We start from the raw sequence: 14,018 nt of genomic DNA on the forward strand, positions 1-14,018 counted from the left end.
TTTTATTTACAATCCACAGAAACAAAAAGCCTGTTTCCCAATGAAACAAGCTCTTTTTCAACCGCATCGATCATTCATTATATTTTTTGATAATTGCTTGAAAGACTTTTTGGATCTTTTCTGCTTCCGTACGATCCGCAAAATAGGCATCGGTATTAAAGTAGACGGGTTTTATAGATACATAGATAGCTAACGTCTCATCCGATTTTGTGATGATACGTAAACCCACATAGAAATTTGGTTCTCCCATCATTGTAAAGAATGCCGTTCCACCTAAAATCTGATGAAAGAAAGGTGCCGTCTTTCCTCGATATTTTGCCTCTTCATTTAATATCGAACATTTCTTCACATCCGCAAAAGGATAGTTTCCAACGGTTCCATCTTTGATTTCAAATTGCTTATTGTCTGAATCAAAGACAACACTTCGATATTCTTTTTGCATGAATTTCTCCTTTCCTAGGATCGATGCTTCTTTCTAATTCTAGTATATCGGAGCTTTATAAAAAAAGAAACATGTTTGACCATGCTTCCTATAAAAAATCATCTAAATTTTGATCCGCTAAAGCTAACCAATCCATGCCTTCAGCATCACCCGATAGAATGGATGCTACACTCGATTTGACCTTGGGCGGACACAACCGACCAATCACCTTTCCATTTTTGGTGATCTCGATCTCTTCTTGATGGGATCTTTGAATCAAAGATTCCAAATTGGTTTGTGCTTCTTTCAGCTCTACTTGCATAAATCTTTGACGAATTGAGCAATATGTTTGGCATTCAAGCCATAATGATCCAACAATTCAGCTGGGGTACCGCTTTGTCCAAACGTATCCTGTACACCCATCATATATTGTGGACAACGATCGGTTTCTGAGGCCAATACTTCCGCTACCGCTCCGCCTAAGCCGCCGATCACATTGTGCTCTTCGACCGTTACGATCGCATCATGGGTCTTGGCCAATTCTTTGATCAGATCCGCATCGATTGGTTTGATCGTATTGATATTGACTACCGTTGGATCAAAATCCAATGCTTTCGCAGCTTCCAAAGCTTCCTGTACCATCATTCCGGTGGCTACGATAGCGACCTTCTCGCCTTTTTGCATAACGACCCCTTTGCCATATTCATATGTATAGGTCTCTGGATCATTGACCGATTCAACCGCCAATCTTCCTAGACGGACATAACATGGTCCATCGATATCGGCTACGGCCTTGACGATGGCTTTGGCTTCCGGTCCATCACATGGCTGGAATACATGCATATTCGGGATCGCACGCATCAAAGCAATATCTTCCAATGCCTGATGGGATGCCCCATCTTCACCAACCGTGATGCCGGCATGGGTCGCACAGATCTTGACGTTCAGGTTTGGATAACAGATACTGTTGCGCACCTGATCATAGGCTCTTCCGGTTGCGAATACCGCAAAGGTCGATGCATATGCGATCTTGCCGCTGGCTGCCAGTCCGGCTGCGACCGCCATCATATTGCCTTCGGCAATTCCCATATCAAAATGACGTTCTGGGCACACTTTCTTGGCTTCGCCGGATTTCGTACTGCCTGCTAAGTCTGCATCCAATACGACAACATTCTTATTTTTTTGCACTAATTCTGCAATTGCCTCTCCATAGGCTGCTCGAGTTGCCTGTTTTGCCATTATTCATTGCCCTCCAATTCTGCCATTGCTTGTTCATATTGTTCCTTGTTCGGTGCCTTGCCATGCCATCCGGCCTGGTCTTCCATGAAGCTGACACCTTTTCCTTTGGTCGTGTTCCACAAAATACATGCTGGTTTGCGCTTTACGCTCAAGGCATAATCAAACGCTGCCTTGATATCATCAAAATCATGACCATACGCTTTGACCACTTCAAAGCCAAAGGCTTCAAATTTCTTGTCCAATGGATAGACATTCATGACATCTTCTACTTTGCCATCGATCTGCAAATGGTTGCAGTCGACCATGAACGTGATATTGTCCAATCCATAATGGCTGGCTGCCATAGCAGCTTCCCATACTTCACCTTCCTGGCATTCACCATCACCTAACAAAGTGAAGATACGATGTTTATTGTTGTCCAGCTTATTGGCAATGGCCATACCAACCGCCGTCGATACACCTTGTCCCAAGGATCCCGTTGACATATCCACGGCATCGATATAGTTCATATTTGGATGTCCCTGCAATTTGGAACCAAATTTACGGAAGGTCTTGATATCTTCTTCGCTCAAGAAACCTTTTTCCGCAAAGACACTGTACAAAGCCGGTGTGATGTGTCCCTTGCTCAATACGAAACGATCACGATCGATGCCTTTCACATTGTCTTCATTGATGTCCATGACTTCAAAATACAAATACGTCAAGATATCGGCTGCCGATAAAGATCCACCCGGATGTCCGGACTGACCCGAATAGACAGCAGTCAAGATATTCTTACGAACATTGTTTGCATGTTTTTTTAATTCTTCTACTTGCATATGCGTCTCCTTTTCCTTTAATTTTCGTACGTTTGCCAATTAAAAGTATACAACATTTTGAAATGAAATAAACAATATTTCTAAACTTATACAATTGTTCAATGACAGTTCGAATCTAAACAATCCAACACATGGGCACCATGGGCCTTAAAGAACATCATCATATCATTGGTCAGGGAGAGATCATCGGGTTTATCATTCAATTCATCCTGTGAAATAAAGCGTGCTTTGGCTAATTCTTCTTGTTCCAACGTAATGGTTGGATTCCCATCCAATTCACAGAAAAATCCGAGCAACAAATTCAAATCGAATCCCCAAGGCTGCGACTTATAGTAACGAATATTTTTAACGTGTAAGCCCACTTCTTCCATGACTTCCCGTCGAATGGTATCTTCAGGGGTCTCGCCAATTTCACAAAAACCCGCAATCAAAGCATGACCTTTATACGTTCGATGGGCATACCGCGTCACAAGAATGGAATCATTATGGATCACGCCCACAATGATTGCCGGCATAATGGTTGGATAGATGCGATTGTGACACGAAGGACAACGCAACGCCCTTCCACTATGAGCCGGAACCATGGGCTTTCCACATACACCACAATACCGATGTTTGGCATACCATACATACAAATGATAGGCCGTGACTGCCGCAAATTGTTCTTTCTTTGGTTGTTGATGACGCAATCGATGAATATCTTGATACGACAATTGCTCCTGTTTTTCTAAGGCCAGAAAATAATGCGTTTCATCAATGGAAAATAAATATTGGACCGGGCCATGAATGTCCCGATACGTAGGAAGCCGCAATGGATCCAATCCTTTTACCGCAAGCTTTTTTCCCTCAAAGACCAAGACAGTATCTTCATATGCGGGATCCAACTGAAGATAACTCAAATCAAATCGACTGGGTTGAATATCTTGGATCATATCACACCTTAAAACACTTACGAATATTTTCGGTCTTACCCAATACCAGCAAGCGTTGTCCTTTCACAAATTTCGTTTCCGAACCCACCATCACATTCAATCGGCCATCGGCTTCTTTGATGGCCAAAATATTCAAATGGTATTTTTTACGAATATTCAATTCTAAGATACTCTTATTCTGCCAACTATCGGGTGTTGGCACTTCATAGATCGCAAAGCCATCACTCAATTCAAAATAATCAAAAACCGTATCCAACGTATAGCGAAGCGCCGTCCAATGAGCCACTTGTTTTTCTGGATATACGACAATATCCGCTCCAATCTTCTTCAACAATTTTTCCTGGATATCACTACAAGCTCGCGAAATCACTTTGGGCGCACCCATTTCTTTAACCATATTGGTCGTGATCATGGCACTTTCAAAATCATGCGCGATCGCTACGATCACGATATCAAAATTACGAACACCCAAGGATGCTAAAAATTCACGATCGGTCGTATCCCCAATTTGGGCATTGGTCACAAAGGGCAAGGCATCATTGACACGTTCTTCATTGATATCCACTGCCATGACTTCATGACCCAATTCATTCAATTTATGAACAAGATTTGTGCCAAAACGACCCAAACCAATCAATAAAACATTTTTCATATTATCCTACCGAAATCCTTTCTTCTGGCATACTATTCACAAATCGGCTCTTCGAAGCTACCGCATACGCTAAAGTCAAACCGCCCACACGACCAAAATACATCAATACAATCAATAAGATGTGACTGATTGCGCCTAAATATGGGGTGATCCCCATCGTACAACCCACCGTACCAATGGCAGAGGCCGCTTCAAAAAGACAAGCCATCATCGGAATGCCTTCGATCCTCGATATGATCATGGCTACGGCTAAACATAACGTAATATACATCGTAAAGATGGTACCAGCACTTCGTACTGTATCATTATCGATCCGACGATGGAACATATGTACATTATCGCGATGGAAGACCGCCGTTACATTGGCCAACATCACCGCAAAGGTCGTCGTTTTCATACCACCGGCCGTTGATCCGGGTGAACCACCAATCAACATCAAAAGGGTCATGACCATGGCTCCGGTCTGGGTCATGGTCGTAAAATCGACCGAATTAAAGCCAGCCGTCCGTGCTGTGACCGATTGAAAAGCCGACAAAAAGAAACGCGTTTGCAGATCATGGACATTTTGAAATTCACCAAAGAAAAAATAGACTGTTGGCAACACCAATAAAAGAAGCGTTGTCAATACGACCACTTTGGCATGCAAATTATATTTGCGAAAATGCCATTTATTCACTAAGATATCATTCCATACAAAGAAACCCAATCCACCAATGATGATCAACAACATGATGGTCCAGTTGATGATGGGATTGGAACGCATCGTAGTGATGGAAGAATACGGTTTGATCACACCCATAAGGTCAAATCCCGCATTACAAAAGGCCGAGATGGAATGAAAGATCGCATACCAAATGCCTTGGCCCCAACCAAACTTGGGCACAAACACAAAAGCCATCGATATCGCACCTAAGCCTTCCAACAAGACCACGCCTTTGATGATAAACTTCACCATGCGCATGATCCCACCCATTTGAAAGGCACCGATAGAATCTTGCATCGTTGCGCGTTGAAGAAGACCAATCTTTCGTCCCGAAAGAATGGCCAAGGCACACGCAATGGTCACAACGCCCATACCACCAATTTGGATCAGCAACAAAATGATCAACTGACCAAAGCTGGTCCAATAGGTTGCGGTATCATGAACGATCAACCCTGTCACACAAACGGCAGAAGTGGATGTAAACAGACAATCCAAAAACGGTGTCACTACATGTTTCTGTGAAGAAATCGGCAACATCAACAACAAGGCCCCCAGCAAGATCACACCCGCAAAGCCAAGGATGATGATGCGAGCCGATGTAAATCGTTTCTTAAAAATCATAAAATCCCTCGAATCTAATGATGACTAAAGACATCCATCAAGATTGGAACGATCTGATTTTTTCTTGATAAGATGCCCGCTTGGATCTGACCTTCTTGGGGAAAGGCTTCTTCGATCCATTCTTTACATTCTCCTTGTGCATAAATGATCGATCCACCATCGGCAATGCTGGTAAAAGCCACACAATACGTCTTGGCTTCCAAATGCACCAACAATTCCGTTAAAGCTTCTTTGATTTCGGCTTCTCTTCCTGTCAGGGCTTCAAAATTATAGATGATCACCTGACTGATTGCGACTTTCTGATCCTCAAAATCAAAGGTCTTCAAATCCATATGCATGATATCGATCATGGATTTGTCGGCAATGTTGGTCGACACACTAAACATATCTTTGGCCAGATCATCAATATTCACCTGGGCAATTTGGGCCAAAACATTGGCCATAAAAATATCTTTTTGCGTTGTGGTCGGCGAACGAAACTTTAAGGTATCGCTTAAGATGGCCCCCAACAATAATCCCGCCAAATTTTTCGGTATCGCTACCTGTCTTTCCTGGAACATGCCTGTTAGAATGGTTGCGGTCGAACCCACGATCTCGTTGCGAAAGGCCACAGGCATTCGCGTTGAAAAATCACTGATGCGATGATGATCGATAACCTCGATCAAATCCGCTTTTTCAATGGCACGAACCGATTGAGAAAACTCATTATGATCCACCATGACGATGGATTTATTTTGGGAATTCAAGATATGATATCGCGATACATAGCCAACCAATCCATCCTTTTCATCCAAGACCGGATACGAACGGAATCGACTCTTGGCCATCTTCTTGGATGCATCTTCCGCCAATTCCCAATAATGAAAACTCACAGGATCCGAATGCATCAACAACGCAGTGACGGGTGAAAAATAAAGATAACGCGATGTATTCATCGCTCCATGTCCCGATAAGATGATCGGACAATGATGTTCTTTTGCCACTTCGATCACTTCTGGATCGATCGTCTTGGCCCATACCACGATCAATATGCCCGCACCTTTTTGAATTGCTTGCATCTGGGCATCCTTATCATCCCCCAGCATCACGATACGCGACTTTACATCGTAATTGGTCAATCCTTGTTTCGCCAAGGCAATGATACTGACTTTCCCATTCAAATGAAATTGGGCATCATTATAAACGATCGTACCATCCAAGGTCTTGGCAATATTTTCCACACTGGTCACTTTTAATAAATCGATTCCCAACGACGTATCGCCCATCCCAATTTTGGAAATATCCTGATTGGCAATGATACCAAGTACTTTGCCCGTTTCATCGGTTACCGCAATCGATGGCTTATTTTCTTTTTCCATCAGTTGCAACGTTTCATAGATGGTCGTATCCGGATGTACACAAAGCGGATCATCCAGCGCAATTTCCGATAGTGAAATGCGCGCATCTTTTAAATAAAAAGGCGCCACAAAACCAAATCGATCCAATAAATATTTGGTTTCATCATTTAATTCGCCTAAACGACAAGCCACACAATCCACACCTTGTTGATTTTTCAAGTAGGCATACGCAATTGCCGAAGCCACCGAATCCGTATCTGGATGTTTATGTCCTGTCACATAAATGGTTTGACTCATATTTACCCCTTTACTATCTACAGTATCGTTTTACGCTATTTTAAGCACTTTTTCAACCCATACAAAAAGACGGATATCTAATCCGTCGCTAATTTTTCAATCGCCAAGCGATATATTTCTCGCGCTTTTTCTAGGTCGGCGATATCGATTCGTTCATTGGCTTGATGCTCGGTCAATTCCACCCCTGGAAAGACCGGTCCAAACGCAATGATATGATCCATCGCTCGCGCATAGGTGCCTCCACCAATGACCAAAGGGTCGGAATCATCATGGGTAACCGTTCGATAGGCCTCTAACATCTTGGTGATGATGGGGCCATTCTTATCCATATAGATGGGTGCTTTTCCACTGATACGAACGATATGCATGTCCGGTTCTACTTCTTGTTTTAAGAGGGTTAGGACATCGGCTTCCGTATAAGAAACCGGATAGCGAATATCCACCGATAAAACCACATCTTTTCCTCGCACTTCGACCTTGCCAACATTCAGTGTCAATGATCCACTTTGTTCATCCGCAAGATCCAAATGCAGCTTAGCTCCTTGCATATCGATCTTGTCACGATAAAAAGCCGCTAAAGGTCCATGGGCTTGTTCCATCAATTTTGAGATGGCATTGATACCCTCTTCTGGCATCGATCCATGCGCACTTTTTCCCTTGGCTTCGAGCCAGGTCCCATCGTCCAATTGTCCTTTGGCCCAAGCCGGCACCATATTGATTGCTTCACCACCTTCGATGGATTGAAACCCCGAATGTTTCAAAGGCATATGCCATTCAGTCTGCAACAATCCTTTTTCGCCATAGATGGCAGGAAAGTCTGCATCCGGTGTAAACCCAAACGTAGGCAGTTCCTCGTTGGCTTTATACGCTTCGATATCTTCCCATTCACCGACTTCTTCACACGTACCAAAAATGATACGAACGCGCTTATTCAAATGCTTATCACTTTCATAGACATCTTTCATAGCATAGATAGCTGCCATCATCGGGCCTTTATCATCCATGACACCACGACCAATGATCTGACCCTCTTTGATCGTTGCCGTAAATGGATCACTATCCCAGTCCTGACCAGCTGGCACAACATCCAAATGACCAATGATTCCCATCATTTCTTCGCCCTGGCCGATTTGGGCATAGCCATACGATCCCCCATCATGCACAGAGAAACCAAAACTTTCACACAAAGCCAATACATAACGCAAAGCATCCTTGGTATATTTGGTTTGCGAAACACTTGGAATCGCAATGAGTTGTTTTAACGTATCGATCATGCATCTACCTCCACAATTTCAATGGATGATCCCACATGTAATGTCGGTACATCCTTTTTTTCCACATAAATGGTTCCTGGCATTTGTGGCTCTTTGGCACCATTGAAACGAATCGTACAATGGCCCATCGTTTGTAACGTATCCATCACTTCCGAACCAACCGCCGTAATTGGATAAGCAATGCCATCCATCCGTAAGATTTGTCCAGGTTGGATCGCATCCACTTTTTGTTTTTCAATGATATAACTATATGCTTTTAATTCATCGGGCACATCCGTCCCAAACAAAATGATAAAATCCCCCTTTTGAAAGGAAGATACTTGTGGCCCTACTGCCATTACATGCGTACTAAAGCAGGTCTTCATTTCCATACCTCCTTGATATAGTCTTGTACATTATACATATTATTTACACACAAATCATATTTTTCCTTGGCCATTTCTTTGCTCCAATTGTTTTCCGGCACCATGATCGTAAAACAACCAGCTGCTTTGGCGGCAAAGACGCCATTGGGACTATCTTCCACTACGATACACTGATTAGCCGCCACATGCAATTGTCGTACTGCCTCTACAAACACATCGGGATACGGCTTGCCTCTTGGCACATCCATGCCCGAAACCAAGACAGAAAAATAAGGATCCAGCCCTACAGCTTTTAAATTCTTTTGGATCAACGATAAAGGGCCACCACTGGCGCAGGCACAAGGAATGCCTTGGTCTTGTAGCATCTGCAACAAAGCTTGCACCCCAGGTTTCTGATCCATTCGGCTTTCCATTTGGTCTTCGGCATATTTCATGACAATATCCATAAACAAAGCGGCATCGATATGAGGACAAACCCGATGAAGACTGGCCACTTGATCATGACCAGAACGACCATAGATGGCTCGTTTCATTTGTTCGGTCAATGGTATGCCCAAATGATGAGCAGCTACTTGCCATCCTTGTCGATAATATTTTTCGGTATCTAATAAGGTGCCATCTTTATCAAAGATCACTGCTTGAAAATGTCCCATATTGGTTCTCCTATCATATATTCTGGTTGAACAATATTAAAATTATGCAAAATGGTTGCTCCCACATCACCAAACGATCCCGTTGGCAAGGTTTCATGTCGATGAAGCTGTAAAGAATAACACAAACAAGGTACATTCTCTCGGGTATGATCGGTTCCTTGCCAAGTAGGATCATTACCATGATCGGCCGTAAGGATCAATAAGTCATCCGTTCGCATCCGTTTAAGAAATGCGCCAAGTAGAACATCAAAACGTTCCAATTCATGGCCATAGCCTGCTACATTGCGGCGATGTCCCCATTTGGCATCAAAATCCACCAGATTCGTAAAGCACAGTCCCTGAAAATCTTTTTCTTGCATAGCTATGGTTTGTTTCATCCCATGAACGGAACTGGTCGAATGATAGCTTTCCGAAATCCCGTGTCCCGAAAAAATGTCGCTGATCTTACCAATGCCAATCGTATAAGGCAAAAAGTCTAAAACGGTCGGACGAATCGGGGCCAGGGCCAGATCTTTTCGATGATCCGTACGTATATATTGTCCCTGCCGAATAATATATGGTCGAGCAATGACGCGGCCTACTTTCCATGGAGGCTACATCGTCAGTTTTCGAGCAATCGTACATACACGATACAATTCCTCTAAGCCAAGGATTTCTTCATTGCCACAAATTTGGAGGACCGAATCCGCCGAAGTATAGAGGATTAATGTTTTTCCTTGGGTCTGTGTTTCCACATGCCCTAATTCGGATAAGATCTGCGTACCTGAAGCGGCTTTGTTGCCAATAAAAGTATGTTGCGTTTCCCCTTCCAGTTCCTGGATCAAATCTTGGGGAAACGATGAAAACACTTGAAAAGGGACATCGACAGGTACCCCCATCAATTCCCAATGTCCCGATAAGGTATCTTTACTGGGGCCTTGTTCGGCCAATCGAAGTGCAATGCCTTGATGGGCTTGGGGTGTATATAAGGCATCCAAACCTAATTTTCGCAAATGAGGAAGGTGTAGAGACATATGGGCTTGAATGTGTCCATACGTGTCTGCCCCTTGATCACCAAATGCCTTTGCATCTTGGGCTTGACCGACGCCAAAAGAATCCAAAACGATGGTAAATATTCGCTGATATCGCATATCACTAGTTTAACACACTTTATTTTGGCATTAGATATAAACTGTCCTATAATATTTATATCATTAGAAAGAGGACATATATGAGTATCCATAATTTTAACAAGGTCTTGGTTGCCAATCGTGGAGAAATTGCCATTCGTATCTTTCGTGCATGTTACGATCTTGGCATCCATACCGTAGCCATGTACTCCAAAGAAGACATCAACTCACAATTCCGTATTCGTGCGGATGAAGCGTATCTCATTGGTGAAAATGATAGTCCGGTTGGTGCCTATCTCGACATTCCTGCCATCATTCGTTTAGCGAAACGCCGTGGGGTCGATGCCATCCATCCTGGTTATGGTTTTTTAAGTGAAAATGCGGAATTTGCGAAAGCCTGTGAAGATGCGGGCATAGTATTTATTGGTCCACCCAGTGATATCTTAGCGAAGATGGGCGATAAATTAAATGCCAAAGAAATCGCTATCCAAGCGGGCGTACCCATCATTCCGGGTTCGACCAAGCCACTAAAAGATGCGGATGAAGCCTTATCTATGGCCAAATCCTTTGGTTTTCCAATCATCTTAAAAGCGGCTGCCGGTGGTGGTGGCCGTGGTATGCGTCGATGTGACAAACCAGAAGAAGTTAAGCCAGCGTTTGAATTGGTGAAGGCGGAAGCACAAAAAGCGTTTGGGAACGATGATATTTTTATTGAAAAATTCTTGGTCAATCCCAAACATATTGAGGTCCAGATCCTTGCCGACCAAAATGGTCATACCTATCATATCTTAGAACGGGATTGTTCGTTGCAGCGTCGTTACCAAAAAGTCATTGAATTTGCACCGGCCTGGTCGGTGGATGAGACCGTCTTAAACAAGATTCGCGCCGATGCCGTACGTATTGCGAAAACGGTTGGCTATGTGAATGCCGGAACCGAAGAATTCTTGGTCGATGCCCAAGGCAATTACTACTTTATCGAAATGAATCCCCGTATCCAGGTAGAACATACGGTTACCGAATGTGTGACTGGTATTGATTTAGTGCGGGCCCAGATCTTGATTGCGGAAGGTCGTTCCTTAAATATTCCTGAAATCGGAATTTCCAAACAATCCGATGTCAAAGCGCGAAATTATGCGATCCAATGTCGGGTAACGACGGAAGATCCACAAAACAACTTTGCCCCAGATCATGGCAAGATCATTGCCTATCGTACAGGTGGTGGTTTTGGGGTGCGTCTGGATGGTGGAAATGCCACGACCGGTACCGTGATCTCCCCTTATTATGATTCCTTATTAGTCAAAGTCACGGCTTTTGATAACACGTTTGAGGGGGCTTGTCATCGGGCTTTACGTGCCATTAGTGAAGTGCATGTTCGTGGTGTCAAGACCAATATTCCTTTTATTTCAAATATTTTGACGCATCCAACTTTTATGGCGGGCCAATGTTCAACCAAGTTCATTGACAATACACCCGAATTATTTGATGTGGTTGGTTCCAAAGACCGGGCTACGCGTATTTTGCGTTATATTGCCAATATCCAAGTCAGTGCTCCCAATGCCGAACGAAAACAATACGATAAACCGCGTTTTCCCAAACATACGGGCGATCCAGAACCAGGTTTGAAACAAAAATTGGATCAACTTGGACCAACGGATTTTTCCAAGTGGGTACGTAATCAAAAGAAATTATTGATCACCGATACGACCATGCGGGATGCTCATCAAAGCTTGTTGTCGACGCGCATGCGTACGCGCGATATGATCTTGGCAGCCCCAGGTACAGCTGAAATTTTAAAAGATTGTTTCTCCTTGGAAATGTGGGGTGGTGCCACTTTTGATGTGGCCTTCCGTTTCTTACATGAAAATCCATGGGAACGTTTGACCTTGTTGCGATCGGTCATTCCTAATATTCCTTTCCAAATGTTGTTGCGTGGTAGTTCTTGTGTGGGTTATGCCAATTATCCAGACAATGTCGTGCGTGAATTTGTACATCAATGTGCCATCAATGGGATTGATATCTTCCGTATCTTTGATTCCTTGAACTATCTGCCGGGTATGGAAATTGCGATCGATGAAGTATTGAAACAAGGCAAATTCTGTGAAGGTACAATTTGTTATACGGGGGATATCTTAGATCCAAGCAACGATACCTTTACGTTGGATTACTACATCAAATTAGCGAAAGAATTAGAAAAACGTGGTGTGCATTCGATTGGCATCAAGGATATGGCTGGTTTATTGAAGCCTTATGCCGCCAAAGAATTGGTACATGCTTTGCGAAATGAAGTATCCTTACCGATCCATCTGCATACCCATGATACATCGGGCAACCAAGTGGCTACCTATTTGATGGCGGCCGAAGCTGGTGTGGATATCGTGGATACTGCCGTTGCTTCGATGGCAGGCATGACTTCACAACCATCCATGAATGCGATCGTTGCCGCTTTGCATGGCCAAGATCGAGATACCGAATTTGATTTGGATCGGATTGAAGAATTATCCAATTACTATGCCGATGTGCGTTTGCGCTATGAAAAATTTGATCATGGCCTTAAGACAACGGATACGGATATTTATAAATATGAAATTCCTGGTGGTCAATATACCAATTTACGACCACAAGTCAATTCCTTGGGCTTGAGCTCTCGTTTTGAAGATGTCAAAAAAATGTATAAAGTGGTCGATACGATGTTAGGTGGTATCACCAAGGTCACTCCTTCCAGCAAGATGGTTGGAGATATGGCTATTTTCATGGTCCAAAACGATTTGACACCGGAAAACATTTTAGAAAAGGGAGAACACTTGAATTTCCCGGATTCGGTCATTGATTATTTCAAAGGCTTGATGGGACAACCGCCACATGGTTTCCCAAAGAATCTGCAAAAAGTGGTATTAAAAGGACAAGAACCTATTACTTGTCGTCCTGGAAAGTTATTGCCACCAGCCGATTTTGAAAAAGCCAAAAAAGAAGTGGCTGTATTGTGTCCACATCCTTTCAATATGCGTCAAGTTATTTCATATATCATGTATCCAAAAGTTGTCAAAGAATATTGGAAACACGAAGTGGAATATGGTTATTTGATGCATATGGGATCCCATGTCTTCTTTAATGGTCTAGCCAAAGGAGAACGCAACTTGATCACCATTGATGAAGGAAAGACCTTGGTCATTCGTTTTATCGAATTGGGTGATATCAACGAAGAAGATGGAACGCGTAATGTGATCTTTGAGTTGAACGGTCAACGCCGTGTCATTGCGGTACCCGATCCACATGTGCATGTAGAAGGCAAAGAGACCAAGATGGTCGATCCTCAAGATAAATCACAGGCTGGTGCTTCCATTCCAGGTCTTGTCACCAAGATCAATGTGAAAGTTGGAGATGAAGTCCAAGAAAATGATAGTTTAGGTATCATTGAGGCCATGAAGATGGAAACAGCCGTGGTAGCCCGGATGCATGGTACCGTCAAAGACATCTTGGCCAAAGAAGGAGACACTGTCAAAGCAGGGCAATTATTGTTTACATTAGACGTGAAGTGACTGTTTCCTTTTCCCATTCCCCGTGTTAGAATAGCTAATTGTTAAAGCAGAAGAAGGATGG

At 43.3% G+C, this 14,018-nt stretch carries 14 protein-coding genes; 1 reads left to right on the forward strand and 13 read right to left on the reverse strand.

The genetic code is table 11. The features are described 5' to 3' along the window. Positions 1-70: 70 nt before the first annotated feature. The 13 genes from MOZ64_RS01280 to MOZ64_RS11645 all read right to left on the reverse strand — a co-directional run bounded on the left by MOZ64_RS01280 (position 71) and on the right by MOZ64_RS11645 (position 10,442). On the reverse strand, positions 71-442 hold the full coding sequence (locus tag MOZ64_RS01280) for a hypothetical protein (protein WP_320324816.1): 372 nt from the start codon (positions 440-442) through the stop codon (positions 71-73). A gap of 88 nt (positions 443-530) precedes the next feature. Next, complete coding sequence (locus MOZ64_RS01285) at positions 531-743, reverse strand: type II toxin-antitoxin system Phd/YefM family antitoxin (protein WP_320324817.1); 213 nt, start codon at positions 741-743, stop codon at positions 531-533. Continuing rightward, positions 734-1,660: a transketolase family protein gene (locus MOZ64_RS01290; protein WP_320324818.1), complete on the reverse strand. Its 927-nt coding sequence runs from the start codon at positions 1,658-1,660 to the stop codon at positions 734-736. Before MOZ64_RS01290 ends, MOZ64_RS01285 begins: the two co-directional genes overlap by 10 nt. Further along, complete coding sequence (locus MOZ64_RS01295) at positions 1,660-2,478, reverse strand: transketolase (RefSeq protein WP_320324819.1); 819 nt, start codon at positions 2,476-2,478, stop codon at positions 1,660-1,662. Before MOZ64_RS01295 ends, MOZ64_RS01290 begins: the two co-directional genes overlap by 1 nt. A 98-nt stretch (positions 2,479-2,576) precedes the next feature. Beyond that, entirely contained in the window at positions 2,577-3,410 is an 834-nt protein-coding gene (gene nudC / locus MOZ64_RS01300) for an NAD(+) diphosphatase (RefSeq protein WP_320324820.1), read from the reverse strand. 1 nt (position 3,411) lies between these two features. Then, entirely contained in the window at positions 3,412-4,062 is a 651-nt protein-coding gene (locus MOZ64_RS01305; protein ID WP_320324821.1) for a potassium channel family protein, read from the reverse strand. Between the two features lies 1 nt (position 4,063). Further along, positions 4,064-5,386 (reverse strand): TrkH family potassium uptake protein, encoded by a 1,323-nt coding sequence (locus MOZ64_RS01310; RefSeq protein WP_320324822.1) that lies wholly within the window; start codon positions 5,384-5,386, stop codon positions 4,064-4,066. Between the two features lie 14 nt (positions 5,387-5,400). Next, positions 5,401-7,020, reverse strand: a complete 1,620-nt coding sequence (locus MOZ64_RS01315) for a putative manganese-dependent inorganic diphosphatase (RefSeq protein ID WP_320324823.1) — start codon at positions 7,018-7,020, stop codon at positions 5,401-5,403. 77 nt (positions 7,021-7,097) lie between these two features. Further along, positions 7,098-8,294 (reverse strand): Sapep family Mn(2+)-dependent dipeptidase, encoded by a 1,197-nt coding sequence (locus tag MOZ64_RS01320; protein ID WP_320324824.1) that lies wholly within the window; start codon positions 8,292-8,294, stop codon positions 7,098-7,100. Then, complete coding sequence (locus MOZ64_RS01325) at positions 8,291-8,659, reverse strand: PTS glucitol/sorbitol transporter subunit IIA (RefSeq protein ID WP_320324825.1); 369 nt, start codon at positions 8,657-8,659, stop codon at positions 8,291-8,293. The genes MOZ64_RS01320 and MOZ64_RS01325 overlap by 4 nt, the downstream gene beginning before the upstream one ends. Next, on the reverse strand, positions 8,656-9,312 hold the full coding sequence (locus tag MOZ64_RS01330; protein WP_320324826.1) for an HAD family hydrolase: 657 nt from the start codon (positions 9,310-9,312) through the stop codon (positions 8,656-8,658). The genes MOZ64_RS01325 and MOZ64_RS01330 overlap by 4 nt, the downstream gene beginning before the upstream one ends. Then, complete coding sequence (locus MOZ64_RS11640; RefSeq protein WP_441293709.1) at positions 9,291-9,782, reverse strand: alkaline phosphatase family protein; 492 nt, start codon at positions 9,780-9,782, stop codon at positions 9,291-9,293. The genes MOZ64_RS01330 and MOZ64_RS11640 overlap by 22 nt, the downstream gene beginning before the upstream one ends. Before the next feature lie 123 nt (positions 9,783-9,905). Continuing rightward, on the reverse strand, positions 9,906-10,442 hold the full coding sequence (locus tag MOZ64_RS11645) for an alkaline phosphatase family protein (protein WP_441293710.1): 537 nt from the start codon (positions 10,440-10,442) through the stop codon (positions 9,906-9,908). Positions 10,443-10,522: 80 nt separating this feature from the next. Here MOZ64_RS11645 and MOZ64_RS01340 point away from each other — a divergent pair, with 80 nt between their 5' ends. Beyond that, entirely contained in the window at positions 10,523-13,957 is a 3,435-nt protein-coding gene (locus MOZ64_RS01340; RefSeq protein WP_320324827.1) for a pyruvate carboxylase, read from the forward strand. Positions 13,958-14,018 lie beyond the last annotated feature (61 nt).

Source organism: Absicoccus intestinalis (assembly GCF_033971885.1).
GTDB classification, from domain to species: domain Bacteria; phylum Bacillota_I; class Bacilli_A; order Erysipelotrichales; family Erysipelotrichaceae; genus Absicoccus; species Absicoccus intestinalis.